Below are 20,142 nucleotides of genomic sequence, written 5' to 3'. Positions count from 1 at the left end.
GGTGACGGACACGCAGTACGCGTCTCCAGAAAGGTGACATCCACCGCAAGACGGGTGGATGTCCCTTTGGGTCGGAGCCAGCCGGGCAGCACCGCCTGACGATCAGTTGTCGTCGAGGAAGGACCGCAGCTTGCGCGAGCGGCTCGGGTGCTTGAGCTTGCGCAGGGCCTTCGCCTCGATCTGACGGATACGCTCACGGGTCACGTTGAACTGCTGGCCCACTTCCTCAAGGGTGTGGTCCGTGTTCATGCCGATACCAAAGCGCATCCGCAGCACGCGCTCTTCACGCGGCGTCAGCGACGCCAGAACGCGCGTCGTGGCTTCACGCAGGTTCGTCTGGATCGCAGCATCCAGCGGAATGACGGCCGTCTTGTCCTCGATGAAGTCACCGAGATGGCTGTCTTCCTCGTCACCGATCGGCGTTTCGAGAGAGATCGGCTCCTTGGCGATCTTCAGGACCTTGCGGACCTTCTCCAGCGGCATACCGAGTTTCTCGGCCAGCTCTTCCGGAGCCGGCTCACGCCCGATCTCATGCAGCATCTGGCGCGACGTCCGAACGAGCTTGTTGATCGTCTCGATCATGTGCACCGGAATACGGATCGTCTTGGCCTGATCCGCAATGGAACGCGTGATCGCCTGACGGATCCACCAGGTGGCATAGGTCGAGAACTTGTAGCCACGACGGTACTCGAACTTGTCCACGGCCTTCATCAGACCAATATTGCCTTCCTGAATCAGATCCAGGAACTGCAGACCACGGTTCGTGTATTTCTTGGCAATCGAGATCACCAGACGCAGGTTCGCCTCGATCATTTCCTTCTTGGCACGCGTGGAATCACGCTCGCCACGGGAAATGGTCGCATAGACCCGGCGGAATTCACCGACCGGCAGACCCGTCTCATGCGACAGGACCGCAATCTCGCCACGCAGATTGCGCAGCTGGTCCATGTGCTTGGTCGTCAGGTTCTTCCAGCCCTTGCCCGGTAGTGCTGAAATGCTGTCCAGCCAGGTCGGGTCAAGTTCGCGGCTGCGATACTTGATGAGGAAGTCATCACGCGAGATCTTGCAGTTCTCAGCCAGACGCATCATCCGGCCTTCGACATTGTTCAGCTTCTGAACCTGCATCTTGATCTGCGCAACCAGCTCTTCAATCCGGTTGTTGTGCAGATGCACCTGCTCGACGAGGCTGACCAGCTCATGACGCAGCTTCTCGTAGGTCTGCTCGGACTTGTCCGAATGATCTTCACCACCCGTTAGGGCTTCGATGCGCTTGATCTGAAGCTTGCGCAGCTTGTGATACAGTGGCTCGATGGCTTCGAAGCGTGCCAGGATTTCCGGCTTCAGCTTCTCTTCCAGAGCGGACAGGGACAGGCCGCTGCCTTCCTGCTGATCGCCTTCGCCCTCTTCGTTCTCGTCCTCGGTGGTGTCTTCCTCTTCGGAAGCCTCGTCACCTTCTTCGCCCTCAACCGCCTCTGGGTCCGGACCGCCACCCTGGCTGGCCTCGAGATCCACGATGTCACGCAGGAGCATCTCACCGTCCTTGAGGCGCTCATGCCAGGAGATGATGGCGCGAATCGTCAGCGGGCTTTCGCACAGGCCGCCGATCATCTCGTCGCGGCCGGCCTCGATCCGCTTGGCGATCGCAATCTCGCCTTCGCGCGACAGCAGCTCGACCGAGCCCATTTCGCGCAGATACATCCGGACCGGATCATCCGTACGGCTGGCGGCCTCGGCATCGACGTTACCGCCCTGCGGACCTTCGGCCTCTTCAAACTCGTCCTCGGCTTCCTTTTCAGCAGGAGCCTCGGCGTCATCCTGCTCTTCGTTCTCGATGACCTGAATGCCCATTTCGGACAGCGCCGCCATGACGTCCTCGATCTGCTCCGAGGACATCTGGTCCTGCGGCAGGACAGCATTCAGTTCGTCAAAGGTGATATGCCCGCGTTCACGCCCTTTGGCGATCAGCCGCTTGACGGCAGCGGACTGCGTATCGAGGAGAGTGGTATCCCCCTCCTGTTCCTGCGCGTTCCGATCCGTTCCAGAGGCTGTTTTCGTCGCCATTCGTCTCTCCGTCAACTCCGCCGCGAGTTAGCAATCCGGCAGCGTGCAGGTGGTCGATCCTTCGCCCGAAGTCAAGATTGGCACCCCAAAGAATGCAACCTTTCGGGAATAAAAAACATTACGTTGCCGTTTGCAGCCGCTCGTTTCCTAGACGGCCTCGCCCCGGCGCAGCGCCTCCAGCGCCCGCATCCGCGCCAGCAGTCCTTCCGGAAAAGTCGGCCCCGCATCCGCACCATCCGCAGTTGGCGCATCCTGCGAATAAAGCTGCATGATGGTGTTCTGGATGTCCGCCGTCACCTCACGCTCGAAGGTCTGGAAATTAACAAGACCGTAAAAATGCCACCAGCTTTCAATGACATCCACCTTCAGGATCTCGTCCCGAACCTTCTCGTCTCCCACGCCCCGGGGCAGCGGCCCGCTTTTCACTGTAATCGCCAGATCCGCCAAGCCATGCTCTTCCAGCCACGCCATGCACCCGTCTTCGGACAGTCCGTCCTGGCCCTCTTCCTGACAGGACCAGTCCAGCAGCGCTGACCGCAACCGGTCCAGTTCAGGCGGCAGAGGCAGACCGCTATAAGCCTGTTCCACTTCCGGAAGGATATCCGGATGATGAAGCAGCATGGCGGTCATGATGTTCAGCCGCTCCAGATTTCCCGACTCCACATCGCGCATTGCTCCGGGCGCCTGCGTGGACAGCGGCAGACTCTCGCCCCCCTTGCGCTGGAAATTCTTTTTCCGCCGGAAGCGGGCAAAGAACATGTCGAGCAGCGTGCTGCGATATTCGGACGCCAGCGCCTTGTCCGGAATAAGCCGCGACAGCGCCACCAGCTTTTCGCGCAATGCCGCCCGCTGGTCCGGTCCCGGATCCACCAGCCCTACCGTCAGCAGCCCGAAGAGCTCTTCCGCCATCGAGGTTGCGCCCGAAAGAACCTCCTGCATGGCTCGGGGCCCACGGCTGCGGATCAGACTGTCCGGATCGTCTTTCGGGTCCAGTCGGCAGAAGCGGATCGTCCGCTCCGGCGACAGAAGGGGCAATGAAACCTCACAGACCCGAAGCGCCGCCCGCGCACCCGCCGCATCGCCATCAAGACAGAGGATCGGTGACGGCGACATCCGCCACAGCAGTTCAAGCTGCTCCTCACCCATCGCAGTGCCCAGAGGAGCGACGGCTCCACCAAACCCGGCCTGATCCATGGCAATCACGTCCATGTAGCCCTCGACTACCACAAGCTCCGCCCCGCGATGCACGGCTTCGCGCGCCAGATCGAGATTGAACAGCGTGCGTCGTTTGGAGAACAGGGCCGTCTCGGGACCGTTCAGATACTTAGGCTGCCCGTCCCCCAGCGTCCGTGCACCGAAGGACATGATGCGCCCCCGCCGGTCCCGGATCGGGAATGTTACGCGATTGAAGAACAGTTCCCCCTTCGGAGCCCCCTGCTCATCCACGCGCATGACACCAGCCCGGATCAGCATCTCGACCGTCACCCCATGCGGCCGCAACTCGTCCAGAAGCTGCCGCCCGTCACCGGACCAGCCCAGACCGAACCGTTCGATCGTCTGATCCGTCAGTCCGCGCCCTCTGAGATAGGCCAGCCCCTCGCTTCCTTCCGGCCGATAGAGCCGCCGCCGATAGCTCTCCTGCACGAGATTGAGCACATCCCCGAGCGACTGCGCCTCCCGCGCCCGGGCTTCCGTCCGCGGGTCAGCTTTCGGAACCTCGAGTCCCGCCTCGGAGGCAAGCTGTTCGACCGCTTCCGGAAAGCTGCGCCCCTCGCTCTGCATCACATAGCTGATGGCATCGCCATGCACGCCACAGCCGAAGCAGTGGAAATGATCATCGTAAATATAGAAGGACGGCGTCTTCTCGCCATGAAACGGGCAGCAGGTTTTCCAGTTACGTCCGGACCTCACCAGCTTGTTACGCCGCCCGATCAGCGACGGAAGCGGAGTCCGGTTGCGCAGTTCGTCCAGAAAAGCAGCATCAATTGCCATGGGCAGGAAGAGCCTTTCATGCGGGTTGGAAAGAAGGTCCACGAGCGCATACAGCGCCAGTCCTTCTGTTTAAAGGAAACTTTTTTCCGAAATCCACCGCGCGTACCCTCCCGACGGGTCGCAGGAAACTGACCGATCGGTCAGTCCTGTCACAAAACCATAATGACCGATCGGTCATTTCGAACAGTTTTCAAGAAGATATAATTTCTTCCTTTTGATATCCATCAATGGTTTCCACCCTGAAGAAGCGTCATGGTGGCGCTGAACCGGGGCACGGGCCCTCCTGCTCCGCCTTTCCTTCGGCGACAGCCCGCGCCCGACGACAGACACAGGATCACAGCCAATGACTGTCAAAATTTCAGTCCTGAAAGAACGCGACGAAGGCGGGGAACGCCGCGTCGCCCTTATCCCGCAGGTTGTTGAAAGACTGACCCCGCTCGGGATCAGCTTTTCCATGGAGACGGGTGCAGGCGTCGCATCGTCTTATCCCGACAGTACCTACAAGGGCGTTACCTTCTCGCCGGACCGCAAGGCGCTGGCGGCGAATGCCGACATCGTCCTCGCCGTCCAGCCCCCGACGCTGGAAACGGTGAAGGCCATGAAGCCCGGCGCCATCCTCATTTCCTTCATCTATGGCCGCAACAATCCGGATCTGGTGAAGGCATTGCGGGACGGGAAAATCACCTGTTTTGCCATGGAACTGGTGCCCCGCATTTCCCGTGCACAGGCCATGGACGCACTCTCCAGCCAAGCCACGCTGGCTGGGTATTATGCCGTCCTGATGGGCGCGGTGCACATGCCCAAGATCCTGCCCATGATGACCACGGCCGTCGGCTCCCTGCGCGCCGCACAGGTTCTGGTCATGGGCCTTGGTGTGGCCGGGCTTCAGTCCCTGGCAACCGCCAAGCGCCTTGGTGCCATCACCGAAGGCTATGACGTCCGCCCCGAAACCAAGGAAGAGGCGCAGTCGCTGGGCGCGAAATTCGTCGATACCGGCGTCGATGCCACCGGTCAGGGCGGCTATGCCCGCGAACTGACGGATGACGAGAAACAGAAGGTCCGCAAGGCGCTGAGCGACCATATTGCCCGCTCGGATCTGATCGTCACCACGGCCGCCGTTCCCGGCAAGCGCGCACCGCGTCTGATCGACGCCGAACAGATCAAGGCCATGAAGCCCGGCGCCGTCATCATCGACCTTGGCGCCGAAGGCGGCGGTAACTGCGAAGGCACGCAGGCCGGGCAGACCGTTCAGGTCGGCCCCACGACCATCGTCGGCCCCGTCAACGTTCCGTCCATGCTCGCCGAACAGGCCAGCGAACTCTACTCCAAGAACATCATGCATCTGCTCCAGCAGATCATCACCAAGGACAAGGGTCTGGCGCCGGATTTCACCGACGAAGTCATCTCCGGCACCGCACTGACACATGACGGCACCATCACGAATGAAGGCATCCGCAAAGCCGTGGATCCGAATTCGCCAGCCCCGCCCGCGCCTGCGACCGCACCCGCCGCAACTCCCACGCCTACAGCTCCCGCTGCAAACGATACAGGCAAGGAGACCGCAAAATGATTACCGCAATGACCTTCGTCATCGCCCTGTACATCTTCATGCTCGCGGCTTTCACGGGCTATGAGGTCATCAGCCGCGTCCCCTCCATCCTGCACACACCCCTCATGTCCGGCTCGAACTTCGTGCACGGCATCGTGGTCGTTGGCGCCCTCGGCGCGCTGTTCAACGCGTCCTCCGTTCTGGAGCAGGTCGTGGGCTTCCTGGGCGTCATGCTCGGCGCCGGCAACGTGGTCGGCGGCTATGTCGTGACCGATCGCATGCTGGCCATGTTCAAACCCAGCACGAAACTCTCTGCCCCGGCATCGGCTCCGACACAGGGAGCCAAATCATGATCCTGCTCGCCTATATCGTAGCCCTCAGCGGCCTGGTCGCTTCCGGCCTGCTGGTCTATGGCCTCAAGCGCATGTCTTCCCCCGTCACGGCCGTCTCCGGCATCGTGACCGCAGGCTGGGGCATGCTGTTCGTCGTCGCGGCCAGCTTCCTGCAGATCTTCAGCGTTTCTGACGCAGCCCAGCCCCATATCGTCGTGAACGTCATCCTGGCCGTGCTCGCCCTGCTGATCGGTGGTGGCTGGGCCGGCTGGAAAGGCCGCAGCGTCGCCATGACCGCGATGCCGCAGATGGTCGCCCTCTTCAACGGCATGGGCGGTGGTGCGGCCGCGGCCGTCTCCGTCATCGCCCTGACCGGCCCGAAAGACACCGGTATCGGCCAGCTTCTCGTCACCGTCGCCGGTGGCCTGATCGGCAGCATGTCCCTCTCCGGCTCGCTGATCGCCTGGGCCAAGCTCGATGGCCGCATGAACAAACCGATCCGCTTCGGTGGACAGCGCATTGTCAACGCCGCCGTGTTCATGCTGACAGTCCTGCTCGGCGTCATGGCTGTCGCCCTGTATCATCAGCCCGGCGGTGGACTGCTTGCCCTGCTGTTCTTCATCGGCGCCCTGCTCTGCGGCATCTGCATGACCGTCCCTATCGGCGGCGCCGATATGCCGGTCGTGATTTCGCTGTACAACGCCTTCACGGGCCTTGCCGTCGGGCTTGAAGGCTATGTCATGGCCGATCCGGCCCTGATGATCGCCGGTATGGTCGTGGGTTCGGCCGGTACGCTGCTGACGGTCATGATGGCCAAGGGCATGAACCGCTCCATCACCAACGTTCTGTTCAGCAATTTTGGTGAAGCCACCAAAGCCACCGCCAGCGGCCCGCAGAAGGAAGCCAAATCCGTCAGCCCCAGCGATGCCGCAACCACGATGCGCTATGCGTCCACGGTCATCATCGTGCCGGGCTACGGTCTCGCCGTCGCACAGGCCCAGGGCAAGCTCTATGAGTTCGTCAAACTGCTCCAGGCCGCGGGCGTGGACGTGAAATTCGCGATCCACCCCGTCGCGGGACGCATGCCGGGCCACATGAACGTGCTGCTCGCCGAAGCCGGCGTGCCGTACGACATGATCTACGACATGGACGACATCAACGACAGCTTCGCCGATACCGACGTCGCCCTCGTCATCGGCGCGAACGACGTGGTGAACCCCTCCGCCCGGACGGACAAGTCCTCCCCGATCTACGGCATGCCGATCCTGAATGCCGACAAGGCCCGTCAGGTCTTCGTCATCAAGCGCGGCATGGGCATGGGCTATTCGGCAGTCCAGAACCCGCTGTTCTTCCAGGACAACTGCGCCATGGTCTTTGGCGATGCGCAGGCCGTGCTTTCCAAGATGGTGGAGGCCGTCAAGGGCCTCTCCGCCTCGTAACACCCGCCAGAAGGAGCCTTTCCCATGGCTGATACAATGCTCGCCGCCGTCGTCCGTGAATTCGGCAAGCCGCTCTCCATCGAGCGGCTACCCATCCCGGACATCAAGCCCCACCAGATCCTCGTGAAGGTCGATACCTGCGGCGTCTGCCATACCGACCTGCACGCCGCGCGCGGGGACTGGCCGTCCAAGCCCAACCCGCCGTTCATTCCCGGGCATGAAGGCGTCGGACACATCGTCGCCGTCGGCAGTCAGGTCGGCGATTTCGTCAAGACCGGCGATGTCGTGGGCGTGCCCTGGCTCTACTCCGCCTGCGGTCACTGCGAACACTGTCTGGGCGGCTGGGAAACACTCTGCGAAAAGCAGGACGACACCGGCTACACCGTCAATGGCTGCTTCGCCGAATATGTCGTGGCAGACCCGAACTACGTCGCACACCTGCCCTCGACCATCGACCCGCTTCAGGCCTCGCCGGTCCTGTGCGCGGGCCTGACGGTCTATAAGGGCCTGAAAATGACGGAGGCCCGCCCCGGCCAGTGGGTCGCAGTCTCGGGCGTCGGCGGTCTCGGCCAGATGGCCGTGCAGTACGCCGTCGCCATGGGCATGAATGTCGTCGCCGTGGACATCGATGACGAAAAACTCGCCACGGCCAAAAAACTTGGCGCGTCCCTGACGGTCAACGCCAAGGACACGGACCCGGCAAAGTTCATCCAGCAGCAGATCGGCGGCGCACATGGCGCCCTCGTCACAGCTGTCGGACGGACGGCGTTTTCGCAGGCCATGGGCTATGCCCGGCGCGGCGGCACCATCGTCCTGAACGGACTGCCGCCCGGCGATTTCCCGGTCTCGATCTTCGACATGGTCATGAATGGCACCACCATCCGCGGCTCCATCGTCGGCACGCGGCTGGACATGATCGAAGCCATGGATTTCTTCGCCCGCGGCAAGGTCAAATCCGTCGTCACCCCCGGCAAGCTCGAAAACATCAATACGATCTTCGACGATCTGCAGAATGGTCGCCTCGAAGGCCGGACAGTGCTCGACTTCCGGTCCTGAACCATAAGCCACAGGAGAACACGCCATGTTCGCCATGCAGCTCAAAGCCCATCACACCCCTCTGGAATGGGTCGAACTCCCCGATCCCGAACCCGGCCCCGATGAAATCCGCATCCGGATCGGCGCCTGCGGCGTGTGCCGGACAGACCTGCATGTTGTGGATGGCGAACTCCCGCACGCCACTCTCCCGATCATCCCCGGCCATGAAATCGTCGGCCGGATCGACAAGCTCGGCAGCAATGTCACAGGCCTGTCGGTTGGCGAGAGGGTCGGCGTGCCGTGGCTGGGGCATACCTGCGGGCATTGCTATTACTGCACGCACGGGATGGAAAATCTCTGTGACCATCCCCTCTTTACAGGCTTCACCCGCAATGGCGGCTACGCGACCATGACGGTCGCTGATGCCCGCTACGCCTTCCCGATGGGTGACAAGGGCGAGGACAAGGATCTGGCCCCCCTGCTCTGCGCCGGGCTGATCGGCTGGCGCTGCCTGAACAAGGCCGGGGACGGCAAAAAAATCGGCCTCTACGGCTTCGGCGCGGCGGCCCACATCATCACGCAGGTCCTGCGCTGGCAGGGCCGCGACGTGTACGCTTTCACGTCCCCAGGCGATACGCAGAAGCAGGACTTCGCCCGTTCCCTCGGTGCCGTCTGGGCCGGTGGTTCGGACGAACTTCCGCCCGAACCACTGGACGCCGTCATCCTGTTCGCCCCCGTCGGCGCCCTGCTCCCTGCGGGCCTGAAAGCCATCCGCAAGGGCGGCAAGGTCGTGTGCGGCGGCATCCATATGAGCGAGATCCCGGCCTTTTCCTACGACACGCTTTGGGAAGAGCGCGAAATCGTCTCCGTCGCCAACCTGACCCGTCAGGACGGTCTGGAGTTCCTGAAAATCGCCCCGGAAGTCGGCATCAAGGTGACCAACACGCCCTATGCCCTGAAGGACGCCAATCAGGCCCTCGATGACCTCCGCCACGGCCGCTTTGACGGTGCCGCCGTATTGCTGCCCTGACCGGCACCGGAAAACAGGTTTCAGAAAAGCTAACTTTCGGAATACATGCTGCACAGCGCGACGGCATACGTCGCGCATGGATGCACAAACCGTCGCAAACCTGCGCCTTGCCGTCAGAGAGAGATATGGGACAGACACAGACCCTGCCACGAGACGCTTCCTATCTCGCCTTTGACCTGCTTCCAGACCCGATCTGCGTGGAGCCTGCCAATGGCGCAGGCTCGCGCCATTTCAACACGGCCTGGAAACGCCACGCCTCCAGTCTGGGCATCCCGGATGATTTTTCGAAATGGATCCCGATCGTCCTCCCGCCCGATCAGGCCGAGGTCACCCGCGCCCTTCGCGAAAGCACGGCGCCCGACACCACCCGGAGCGCAACATTCCGCATCCGCTATCCCGACGGGCAGTACCGCTGGTTCCTCCTGCGCATCATCCATCGCGCGGCACCCGGATGCGACACCCCCTCCCGCCTCCTGATCCTGACGGACATCCACGAGCAGAAACGTCGCGAAAAGGCCCTGTTTCAGAAAGCCGACATCCGTGATCGCATGCTCAATGTCAGCGTGGACTGCATCAAGGAAATCGCTACGGACGGCACACTGGTCCACATGAACGCGGCCGGCTGTGACGCTCTTGGCGTCGACAGCACCTCAGGCTTCGGCATGCGCTGGCTCGACCTGCTCCCGCCGGAAGCCCAGGCTCCCGGCAATGCAGCCCTCCGGGACGCCGCCGAAGGACAGAACGTCCGTTTCGTGGGCGCCAGCCAGCTCCCCGCTCAGCCCGTCCGGCACTGGGACAACATGCTGACCCCGCTCCTGAACCCCGATCAGGGCGTCGAAGCCATTCTCTGCGTCTCGCGTGACGTGACAATCCAGCGCGAGCATGAGCAGCGGATCGCCCTGCTGCTCAACGAGCTGAACCATCGCTCCAAGAACATGCTCGCGATCTTCCAAGCCCTGATCCGGCGCACCGTCCCCGACCCTACCGCCCCTTTCGTCAAGGTTCTGGAACAGCGCATCACGTCAATTGCGAGAAGTCAGGACCTCCTGATTCACGGTGAATGGACAGGCGCCACAGTCCGCGACGTTGTCACGTCCCAGACCGTTGTCGCCGGAGACTTCCCCGCCACGCGCCTGCGGATCGAGGGCGATCCGGACCTCCAGTTCGTCCCCGACACCGCCGACCGCATCGGTCTGGCGATCTACGAACTGACCACCAACGCCATCAAATATGGCGCCCTGTCGAACGATACCGGAACCGTCACCGTCAGCTGGGGCCTGCAGGACGAAGAAGACGGCCCCGTTTTCCGGATGTGCTGGAAAGAAAGCGGCGGCCCCACCGTCACCCGACCGGAACGCCGCGGCTTCGGATCGATCGTGATCGAACACAATCCCCGCTCCATCCCCGGCGCAAGCGTCTCCTGCTCCCATGAACCGGATGGCACCGTCTGGACCTTCAGCGCCCCGGCCGAAAATGTCGTGCGCTGCCCGTCCCGATTGTTCTGAACGCAGGATTGGGGCATGCTCGGTTCCGTCTCTCTGCTACCGGGTGCTCCGGCAGCTTTGGAAAACAGGAAGCGTTCATGAAAAAGTACTTGATGCTTGCCGCCGCAGCCGGTCTGCTGGCGACATCGATCACCACAGCGGAAGCAGAACCGGGCGGCTGCCTCAAATACGGCGCTGCCGGCGCCGTCGGTGGACACGTCGCCAACCATCACGGTGTCCTCGGCGCCATGGGCGGCTGTGCAACCGGCATGTATGTGCGTCACCGCTACCGCAAGGAAGCCCGCGCAAAGGCTGCCCTGTATGACAAGGAACATCCGGGCGCAAAGGGCTCCTACAAGGAAAAGGCCACGGCTTATGACGTGGAACACTCCACATCCCCCGGCCAGATGAACAGCACGACCCAGCCGGGAACTGCCGCTCCGGCTCCGGGAACTCCGGCCGCACAGCCGCAGCAGTAACATTCTGCCAGTCCATTACGACTGACGGCGTCGGGCTCCCGAAAGGGGGCCCGATCTGCATTCAGAGGTTCTGTATGGCAATATCCGGAGCACTGTCCCTCTTGTCCTGAGCCTCCACATACATCCGCAGCACAGCCGGGAACCGCTCCCGGACCTTCCGCTCCAGCGCAGACACACCACGCTCCACCTGCCCGGCGGTCAGCGTATCTTCCCAGTCCAGCGACAGCAGGACAATCACACTCCCCGGTCCCCGCGTCTCGGTCACGACCTCGTTGACCCCGACCACACCCGGAAGCCTCGCCGCCTCCTCCCGCACGAACGCATCAATTTCCGGGCTGCTCTCCCCGACCAGCAGCGAGCGCGTCTCATTCGTCAGCAGCACCGCGACAATGACCAGAACCACCCCGATCAGCAGCGATGCCACACCATCCAGCACATGCAAACCCGTCACGACGGACAGCACAGTAAAGACCAGCGCGATCATCAGACTGACCAGCGCCGCCCCGTCCTCGAACAGCACGACAAACAACCCCGGATCGGTACTGCGGCGGATCAGGGTCCACAGCGACCCCTTGCCCGAAGGCAGGGACTTCATGGCCGCCAGAAACCCGTAGCCTTCCATGCTGCCCGAAATCACGAGAATGGCGACGTTCAGCCACCAGCCAGGAAAGACATACCCCAGCACATGGATCGGCTCCATCGCCGCCGGATGCCAGACCTTCTCCCAACCCTCATGCAGGGACGCAACGCCACCGCCGACGAACAGCGCGCCCGCCACAACCAGCGTCCAGAAATAGAGCTCCCGGTGATGGCCAAGCGGATGATCCCGCGTCGCCGGCGCCTCAGCCCGCTTCATGCCGACCAGCAGCAGAAGCTGATTGCCGCAGTCCACAAAGGAATGGACCGTCTCCGCCAGCATGGCCGCCGACCCGGTCAGCAGCGCGGCCGCCCCTTTCACGCAGGCGATGGCCAGATTGACCCCCAGCGCAATGAAAACGACCTTCGTTGAACCACCTGCCGACATTCTGGCCTCATCCACAAAACAGGATTTCAGAGTGAGGGCCTCGCCGCCGCGCTGTCAAACCCACCCTACGCTATTGCAGACTTCCCAACGCATCATCGCCATCATGGCCCTTCTGAACATGCGTCAGTTCGTCCACCAGACAGAGCCGCCCATCACGGAACTGGTAGAACGCAACCACCCGGATCACGCTCCGCGCCCCCGACGGCCGGGTCGCAGAAGCCAGATGAACCGTCGCCGCCCGATCCGCCTCACAGACCAGATGCAGGATCTCGATTTCCAGAGACGAAAGCCCCTCCCGCAGGGCCAGCGCATGAGCGCGAAAATCCGCCAGACTCATTTCCCGCCCATCCACAAGCTGGCGATAATCGGGCGTCATGAACGCCGTCAGCGCGTCCAGATCGGACCCGAAATCCGTAAACATGGCGAACATATCCCGGATGATCTTTTCCGAAGCACGACCGGGCACCTCGATATGTCCTGACATCTATTTCAGCCCGCTGTCCTGCCGCGCCCGCTCCAGCAGCACGACGAAATCCCGCTCGGCATCCCCGGCACTGATCGCGCTCAGCAGCCGGTCCCGCACCACCGAGGCATAAGGCAATGGCACAGCATGCTCCCCACCGGCCTTGAGGAACATCTCCATGTCCTTGAGCCCCAGCGTCACCGGCGCACCCGGATGATCGTACTCATGATCGACCATCAGCTTTCCATAATTTTTATGCACCGGCGCGTTGTAGAAACTGCCCGTCATGATCTCGAAAATCTTATGCGGATCCGTCCCGGCCTTTTCATTCAGCGCAAAGACTTCCGCCATCTGCTCGATCGTCGAATAAATCATGAAGTTCAGAGACAGCTTGGCCAGATTGGCCTGAACCGGATCCTGTCCCGCTTCGAAAATCTTCGAGCCAAAACATTCCAGCAAAGGCCGCAGACGCTTCAGCGCCTCCTCCGCGCCCGCCGTCACGACGAACAGCTCACCCGCCTTCGCCGCCGGTGGCCGCCCCAGTACATTGGCACTGACATAGACCTGTCCATGCTCCGCATGCCCGTCCCGCAGACGGCGCGCCTGCTCCAGGGACAGCGTACTGCTGCACGCATGAATACCGCCCGGCGCCAGAGCCGTCGCGATACCATGCTCCCCGAAAACAGCCTCTTCCGTGCTCGCATCATCGAACAGCATGGAGAACACGACCTCCGCCTGCCGCGCCACATCCGCAGGCGTTTCGGCAAAAACAGCCCCCTGCGCCACCAGATCATTCGCCTTCGCACGCGTCCTGTTGGTTACGACAAGCTCATGCCCTCCTTTAAGAAGGCGCTCCGCCATCGCATGTCCCATGGCTCCGAGGCCCACAAAACCGACTTTCATGATCCTGATCTCCCGCTGAACACTCCGTGCAGAGTTTCAAACCCGCCCGGAGACCACAGTTCTAGCGAAAGTCATTTTGGCGTTCTCACGCTCTCAGGCCATAGTTCGACTCATGTGCGCCAATTCCTTCATGACTCCCGCCGCAGACCGTACAGACGCCGGAACGCCGTGGCTCCTTGGCGGCCACATGAAGCAGGACACACGCCGGATCGCCGAGCGCCACGCCCATGCACGCGGCCAGATCTTCGGCATCGAAAGCGGCGTCATGGCCATCCGCACCGAGCATGCCTACTGGCTGATCGGCCCTGGCCAGTGCCTCTGGCTTCCGCCCCACATTCCGCACGAAGCCCGCTCCCACGGCGCCGTCGCAGGCTGGAGCCTGTATGTCAGTACAGCACGATGCTTCGCCCTTCCGGACGAACCCTTTCTCGCAGGCGGCACACGCCTCCTCACCGCTCTGGCGGACCGCCTCTCCCACGACGCCGACGAAACACGATGGGACGCCCAGATCAGCCGCCTCGCGGAATGCTTCTGGCACGAATTCCTCACCGCCCCCCGCGCCGCCGTATCCCTGCCTTTCCCGAAAAGCGAACAGCTCTGCCGCGTCGCCAACACCCTGAGCGACAACCCGGCAGATTCCCGCGACCAGAAAGACTGGGCCGAACTGGCCGCCATGTCGCTCCGCTCCTTCGTCCGACATTTCACGCTTGAGACGGGACTGCCGTTCTCGGTCTGGCGACAGCGCCTGCGCATCCTGAACGCCCAGGAGAAACTGGCCCGCGGCGAGAGCGTGGCCAGCGTGGCACTGGAAATCGGCTATGAAAGCCTCGGCGCCTTCGCCACGGCCTTCCATAAAAACACAGGCTATCGCCCCAGCGATTACGCCAAACTCTGCCGGACAGCCTGAAAACAAAAAAAAGCCGCCCCCGAAGGAGCGGCTTTCCATCGTGCGACTTGATCGACGGATCAGGCCGAAAGATGCGCCTTCACCAGCGCACTGGCCTTCGCCGGGTCCAGATCCGCGCCGAAACGCTCCTTCAGCGCAGCCATGACCTTGCCCATGTCCTTCATGCCAGCCGCTTCCGTCTTCTTCACGGCGTCTTCGATCCCGGCCTTCAGCGTGGCTTCGTCCAGCTCCGGCGGCAGGTAGGACTTGATCGTCGCGATCTCGCCCTCTTCCTTTTCCGCCAGCTCCGGACGGCCACCCTCACGATACATCGTGGCGGATTCCGTGCGGGACTTGATCATGGAGCGCAGGGCGGAAATGATGTCCGTATCCGTCACCTCGGCGCTCTTGGCGCGGGCGGCAACGTCCAGATCCTTGATCTTGGCCGTAATCCCGCGGATTTGGGCCACCGTCTCGGACTGACCGGCCTTCATGGCTGTCTTGAGGTCGTCCATGATCTGCTTGCGAAGCGACATCGCCGTTCTCCTTCATTGGACAGCCCGCAGGAAACTCCCTCGGCGAGCCGTCCCTCATTCCTTGAATGGCGGCAAAATCGCACAAAAGCCGGTTTGCAACAATCCGGCACCCCTGTGGCCGCAAAACAAGCCATTCGGAAAAAACTTCCCACCCTTTCCAAGAACGTAAAACAGGCGTTGGGAAAAAACTTCCCATTCCGTTTCCGATCCCTTATTCAGAGGCCCCAGAAGTACATCCGGCAGCCAGCAACGGGGCGACCATGGACATCGACAGAATCATCGAAAAAGCCGGAGGCGCGGACGAAATCGCCGCTCTTGCCGGCGTCGGACTGGAAGCCGTCCGCAAGTGGCGCCAGTCCCGCATGGTCCCGACCAAGCACTGGCCAGCCCTGCTGCGCGTGCCGGGAATCGCCCTGCAGGATCTGACAGCAGACCTCACCACGACTGAAACCCAGCAAGAACAAGAAAGAGAGACGGACGTGTCCAATCCCTGCCCTCCCGGCGCCAACGCCGCCCTTGTCCTTGCCGATGGGACGGTCCTCTGGGGCCGTGGCTTCGGTGCCCATACGGAAGGCGCCGTCGGAGAACTCTGCTTCTCCACCGGCATGACCGGCTATCAGGAAACCCTGACCGACCCGTCTTTTGCCGGGCAGATCGTGACCTTCACCTTCCCGCATATCGGCAATGTCGGCACGAACGCCGATGACAACGAGGCCCCGAAGATGTCCGCCCTCGGCGCCGTCGTGAAGGAAGACATCACCGCCCCGGCAAGCTGGCGCTCCCACGAACCCTTCGCCGCATGGCTCCGCGATCACGGTCGTGCCGGCATCAGCGGCATCGACACCCGCGCCATCACCTGCACCCTGCGCGACAAGGGCCCGCAGACCGCGATCCTCGCCTTCCCGGAAAATGGCCGTATCGACACGGACAGCCTGCTGAACCGTGCCCGCCAGTGGCCCGGCCTCGAAGGCATGGACCTCGCCAAGGAAGTGACACGCCCCAAGCGCGTCTGGACCGAAGGCGTGTGGCACTCCACAAAGCCCGTGCGCGAGAACCGCCGCCGCGTGGTCGCCATGGATTATGGTGCCAAGGACAACATCCTGCGCTGCCTCGTGACCGCTGGCTGTGACGTCACCGTCCTGCCCGCCACGGCCACCGCCGAAGAGATCCTGGAACTCAAGCCTGAAGGCGTGTTCCTCTCCAACGGCCCCGGCGATCCGGCCGCGACCGGCACCTATGCCGTCCCCACCATCCGCAAGGTGCTGGACGCAAAAATCCCCGTCTTCGGTATCTGCCTCGGCCATCAGCTGCTCGCACAGGCGCTGGGTGGCAAGACCTACAAGCTGGAGCGCGGCCATCGCGGCGCCAACCAGCCGGTCAAGGACGTCGAAACCGGCCGCGTGGAAATCACCAGCCAGAACCACGGTTTCGCCGTGGACGAAAAGTCCCTGCCCGCCGACGTGAAGGTGACGCATGTGAGCCTGTTCGACGGCTCCAACGAAGGCATCGCCTCCACCACGAAAGACGCCTTCTCCGTCCAGTACCACCCCGAGGCGAGCCCCGGCCCGTCCGACAGTTTCTATCTTTTCGAGCGTTTCGTCGCGGTCATGGACCGTCGCGCCGCCAACAGCACGAACGCAGGAGCCTGAGCCATGCCAAAACGGACAGACATCTCGTCCATCCTGATCATCGGCGCCGGCCCGATCGTCATCGGACAGGCCTGCGAATTCGACTATTCCGGCGCACAGGCCTGCAAGGCCCTGCGTGAGGAAGGCTATCGCGTCATCCTGATCAACTCGAACCCCGCCACCATCATGACCGACCCCGGTCTGGCGGATGCGACCTATATCGAGCCGATTACCCCGGAATTCGTCGAGCGCATCATCCTCAAGGAAAAGCCCGACGCCGTCCTGCCGACCATGGGTGGCCAGACAGCCCTGAACGCCGCCATGGCGCTCGACAAGTCCGGCTTCCTCAAAAAGCACAACGTGGAACTGATCGGCGCGGACGCAGAGGTCATTGACCGCGCGGAAGACCGCCAGAAGTTCCGCGAAGCCATGGACGAAATCGGGATCGAAAGCCCCCGCAGCACCATCGCCCACACGCTGGAAGAAGCCCGCGCCGCACTGGCCGATGTTGGCCTGCCTGCCATCATCCGCCCGTCCTTCACCATGGGCGGCGCAGGCGGCGGCATTGCTTATAACCGTGAAGAGTTTGACCAGATCGTCACGGGCGGCCTCGATGCCTCACCCACGACCGAAGTCCTGATCGAAGAGTCCGTTCTCGGCTGGAAAGAATACGAGATGGAAGTGGTCCGCGACACCGCGGATAACTGCATCATCATCTGCTCCATCGAGAATATCGACCCGATGGGTGTGCATACCGGTGACTCCATCACCGTCGCTCCCGCGCTCACGCTGACCGACAAGGAATACCAGCGCATGCGGGACGCCTCGATCGCGTGCCTGCGCAAGATCGGCGTCGAGACCGGCGGTTCCAACGTGCAGTTCGGCGTCAATCCGAAGGACGGCCGTCTGGTCGTCATCGAGATGAACCCGCGCGTCTCCCGTTCTTCCGCTCTCGCCTCGAAGGCCACCGGCTTCCCGATCGCCAAGATCGCCGCCAAGCTGGCCGTCGGCTACACGCTGGACGAACTCAAGAACGACATCACCAAAACGACCCCGGCCTCCTTCGAGCCGACGATCGACTATGTCGTCGCCAAGATCCCCCGCTTCACCTTCGAGAAGTTCCCCGGTTCCCCGGCCCTGCTCTCGACGTCCATGAAGTCGGTCGGTGAAGCCATGTCGGTCGGTCGCTCCTTCGCCGAAGCCATCCAGAAGGGCCTGCGTTCGATGGAAACGGGCCTCAACAGTCTCGACCCGGTCGAAGCCCCCGGCGACGGTTCGCACAACGCCTATCTCGCCGCCCTGGCCGAGCCGCGCCCCGAGCGCATCCTGATGGCCGCACAGGCCCTGCGCGCCGGGCTGTCTGTCGAGCAGATCAACGAAGCCTGCAAGTTCGAGCCGTGGTTCCTCCGCCAGCTCGAAGACATCGTGACGTCCGAGCGCGAGATCGAAAAGAACGGCCTGCCGAAGGACGCTTACAACCTGCGCCGCCTCAAGGCCCAGGGCTTCTCCGACGCCCAGCTCGCCCGCCTCTCGGGTCAGAGCGTCAAGGACGTCGCAGCCCTGCGCGAAAAACTGGCTGTCACGCCGGTCTATCGCCGGATCGACACCTGCGCCGCCGAATTCGCTTCCGACACGCCCTATCTGTACTCGACCTATGAAGGCGGGTTCGGCACGCCGGACTGCGAAAGCCGCCCGACGAACCGCGACAAGATCATCATCCTCGGCGGTGGCCCGAACCGCATCGGTCAGGGCATCGAGTTCGACTATTGCTGCGTCCACGCCGCCTACGCCCTGCGCGAAGCCGGTTTCGAGACGGTCATGGTCAACTGCAACCCCGAGACGGTCTCCACCGACTACGACACCTCGGACCGCCTGTATTTCGAGCCTCTGACCGCCGAAGACGTGATAGCCCTGATCCGCACCGAAGCAAAGGGCGGCAAGGTTCTGGGCTGCATCGTGCAGTATGGTGGCCAGACCCCACTCAAGCTGTCCCGCGCCCTCGAAGAAGCAGGCATCCCGCTCCTCGGTACACCCGCCGACGCCATCGACCGCGCCGAGGACCGTGAGCGCTTCCAGGCCATGCTCCGCAAGCTCGGCCTGCGCCAGCCCCGCAACGGCATCGCCCGTAGCCCGGCGGAAGCCGAGAAGATCGCGGAAGAGGTCGGCTACCCGGTCGTCGCCCGTCCTTCCTACGTTCTGGGCGGCCGTGCGATGGAAATCGTCTATGACAAGCCGGGCCTCAAGCGCTACCTCAACGAGGTTCTGCGCGCCGCCGGCCCCGAAGTCTCGACCGGCCCCGTCCTGCTCGACCACTACCTCAACGACGCGATCGAAGCCGACGTGGACTGCATCTGCGACGGCGAGAACGTCTATGTCGCAGGCGTCATGGAACATATCGAGGAAGCCGGCATCCATTCCGGTGACTCCGCCTGCTCCCTGCCGCCCTACACCCTCTCCCCGGCCCTCGTGACCGAACTGCGCTCGCAGACCGAAGCCATGGCCCGCGAACTGGGCATCCGTGGCCTGATGAACGTGCAATACGCCATCAAGGATCAGGAAGTCTTCGTCCTCGAAGTGAACCCGCGCGCCTCGCGGACCGTGCCGTTCGTCGCCAAGGCCACCGGCGTTCCGGTTGCCAAGATCGGCGCCCGTGTCATGGCCGGTGCGAAGCTGACGGAGTTCCAGCTCAATGGCGGTGCGGTCTCTCCGCATGTCGCGGTCAAGGAAGCCGTGTTCCCGTTCCATCGCTTTGCCAATGCCGACACGATCCTCGGTCCGGAAATGCGCTCCACGGGTGAAGTCATGGGGCTGGATTCCAGCTTCGAGCGCGCCTTCGCCAAGTCCCAGCTTGCGGCTGGCGTGAAGCTGCCGCTTTCGGGCACGGTGTTCCTCTCGGTGCGTGAAAGCGACAAGGCCCATGTCCAGCCGCTGGCCCGCAAGCTGGTCGCCATGGGCTTTACCATCCTCGCCACCAGCGGCACGGCCGCACGTCTGGAGGCTGCGGACATTCCCGTAAAGCGTGTGAACAAGGTGATGCAGGGCCGTCCGAACTGCGTGGATTCCATCCGCTCGGGTGACGTGCAGATGGTCATCAACACCTCGCAGGGCGGTCAGGCCGCACAGGACAGCTACGAGATCCGTCGCAGTGCCCTGACCATGGGCATCCCGCACTATACGACGATCGCGGGTGCTCGTGCCGCGACCTACGCCATTGCGGTCATGAAGGAAGACAATCTGGGCGTCGCCCCGCTCCAGTCCTACTTCAAGGGTGCATTCTGACCCTTCAGTCCCCGGCCTGAAG

The 20,142-nt window shown here is 62.7% G+C and carries 15 protein-coding genes and 1 pseudogene; 10 read left to right on the top strand and 6 right to left on the bottom strand.

All coding sequences use genetic code 11. The features are described from left to right. Positions 1-102: 102 nt before the first annotated feature. A complete protein-coding gene (rpoD, locus tag ACJ2A4_RS12435) occupies positions 103-2,061 on the bottom strand; it encodes an RNA polymerase sigma factor RpoD (RefSeq protein ID WP_408873051.1) in 1,959 nt (652 codons plus the stop codon). Between the two features lie 147 nt (positions 2,062-2,208). After that, complete coding sequence (gene dnaG, locus ACJ2A4_RS12430) at positions 2,209-4,053, bottom strand: DNA primase (RefSeq protein ID WP_408873050.1); 1,845 nt, start codon at positions 4,051-4,053, stop codon at positions 2,209-2,211. 343 nt (positions 4,054-4,396) lie between these two features. On the opposite strand from dnaG, the gene ACJ2A4_RS12425 reads away from it, so the two are divergent. From ACJ2A4_RS12425 to ACJ2A4_RS12395, 7 genes are all read left to right on the top strand, one after another. Next, on the top strand, positions 4,397-5,623 hold the full coding sequence (locus ACJ2A4_RS12425) for an NAD(P) transhydrogenase subunit alpha (protein ID WP_408873049.1): 1,227 nt from the start codon (positions 4,397-4,399) through the stop codon (positions 5,621-5,623). Continuing rightward, the gene (locus tag ACJ2A4_RS12420; protein ID WP_408873048.1) at positions 5,620-5,955 is read left to right on the top strand and encodes an NAD(P) transhydrogenase subunit alpha; all 336 of its coding nucleotides are present in this window, start codon (positions 5,620-5,622) and stop codon (positions 5,953-5,955) included. The genes ACJ2A4_RS12425 and ACJ2A4_RS12420 overlap by 4 nt, the downstream gene beginning before the upstream one ends. Beyond that, on the top strand, positions 5,952-7,373 hold the full coding sequence (locus ACJ2A4_RS12415; RefSeq protein ID WP_408873047.1) for an NAD(P)(+) transhydrogenase (Re/Si-specific) subunit beta: 1,422 nt from the start codon (positions 5,952-5,954) through the stop codon (positions 7,371-7,373). Before ACJ2A4_RS12420 ends, ACJ2A4_RS12415 begins: the two co-directional genes overlap by 4 nt. Before the next feature lie 24 nt (positions 7,374-7,397). After that, positions 7,398-8,429 carry an alcohol dehydrogenase AdhP gene (gene adhP / locus ACJ2A4_RS12410; RefSeq protein ID WP_172491767.1) on the top strand — a complete coding sequence of 344 codons (1,032 nt, stop codon included), beginning with the start codon at positions 7,398-7,400 and terminating at the stop codon, positions 8,427-8,429. Between the two features lie 25 nt (positions 8,430-8,454). Then, positions 8,455-9,438: a zinc-dependent alcohol dehydrogenase family protein gene (locus tag ACJ2A4_RS12405; RefSeq protein WP_408873046.1), complete on the top strand. Its 984-nt coding sequence runs from the start codon at positions 8,455-8,457 to the stop codon at positions 9,436-9,438. Between the two features lie 125 nt (positions 9,439-9,563). Continuing rightward, a complete protein-coding gene (locus tag ACJ2A4_RS12400; protein ID WP_408873045.1) occupies positions 9,564-10,943 on the top strand; it encodes a sensor histidine kinase in 1,380 nt (459 codons plus the stop codon). A gap of 77 nt (positions 10,944-11,020) precedes the next feature. Then, the gene (locus ACJ2A4_RS12395) at positions 11,021-11,401 is read left to right on the top strand and encodes a hypothetical protein (protein ID WP_408873044.1); all 381 of its coding nucleotides are present in this window, start codon (positions 11,021-11,023) and stop codon (positions 11,399-11,401) included. 61 nt (positions 11,402-11,462) lie between these two features. Here ACJ2A4_RS12395 and ACJ2A4_RS12390 read toward each other — a convergent pair whose 3' ends face one another. The 3 genes and pseudogenes from ACJ2A4_RS12390 to ACJ2A4_RS12380 all read right to left on the bottom strand — a co-directional run. Beyond that, on the bottom strand, positions 11,463-12,425 hold the full coding sequence (locus ACJ2A4_RS12390) for a cation diffusion facilitator family transporter (RefSeq protein WP_408873043.1): 963 nt from the start codon (positions 12,423-12,425) through the stop codon (positions 11,463-11,465). Positions 12,426-12,495: 70 nt separating this feature from the next. Continuing rightward, complete coding sequence (locus tag ACJ2A4_RS12385; protein WP_408873042.1) at positions 12,496-12,909, bottom strand: nuclear transport factor 2 family protein; 414 nt, start codon at positions 12,907-12,909, stop codon at positions 12,496-12,498. Continuing rightward, positions 12,910-13,806 (bottom strand): annotated as a pseudogene (locus ACJ2A4_RS12380) (NAD(P)-dependent oxidoreductase); the annotation flags it as partial. A 172-nt stretch (positions 13,807-13,978) separates the two neighbouring features. Between ACJ2A4_RS12380 and ACJ2A4_RS12375 the strand changes: the two are divergent. Further along, complete coding sequence (locus ACJ2A4_RS12375; protein ID WP_408873041.1) at positions 13,979-14,698, top strand: AraC family transcriptional regulator; 720 nt, start codon at positions 13,979-13,981, stop codon at positions 14,696-14,698. Between the two features lie 59 nt (positions 14,699-14,757). Here ACJ2A4_RS12375 and ACJ2A4_RS12370 read toward each other — a convergent pair whose 3' ends face one another. After that, positions 14,758-15,213, bottom strand: coding sequence for a GatB/YqeY domain-containing protein (locus tag ACJ2A4_RS12370; protein ID WP_041110791.1), 456 nt, complete (start codon positions 15,211-15,213; stop codon positions 14,758-14,760). 260 nt (positions 15,214-15,473) lie between these two features. Here ACJ2A4_RS12370 and carA point away from each other — a divergent pair, with 260 nt between their 5' ends. Together carA and carB are read left to right on the top strand one after the other, a co-directional pair. Continuing rightward, on the top strand, positions 15,474-16,862 hold the full coding sequence (carA, locus tag ACJ2A4_RS12365) for a glutamine-hydrolyzing carbamoyl-phosphate synthase small subunit (protein ID WP_408873040.1): 1,389 nt from the start codon (positions 15,474-15,476) through the stop codon (positions 16,860-16,862). Between the two features lie 3 nt (positions 16,863-16,865). Then, on the top strand, positions 16,866-20,120 hold the full coding sequence (carB, locus tag ACJ2A4_RS12360; protein ID WP_408873039.1) for a carbamoyl-phosphate synthase large subunit: 3,255 nt from the start codon (positions 16,866-16,868) through the stop codon (positions 20,118-20,120). The last annotated feature ends 22 nt before the right edge of the window (positions 20,121-20,142 follow it).

The sequence above is a fragment of the Gluconobacter roseus genome, from assembly GCF_046058915.1.
Lineage (GTDB): Bacteria > Pseudomonadota > Alphaproteobacteria > Acetobacterales > Acetobacteraceae > Gluconobacter > Gluconobacter roseus_A.
This window is presented reverse-complemented; position numbering and strand designations above follow the sequence as displayed.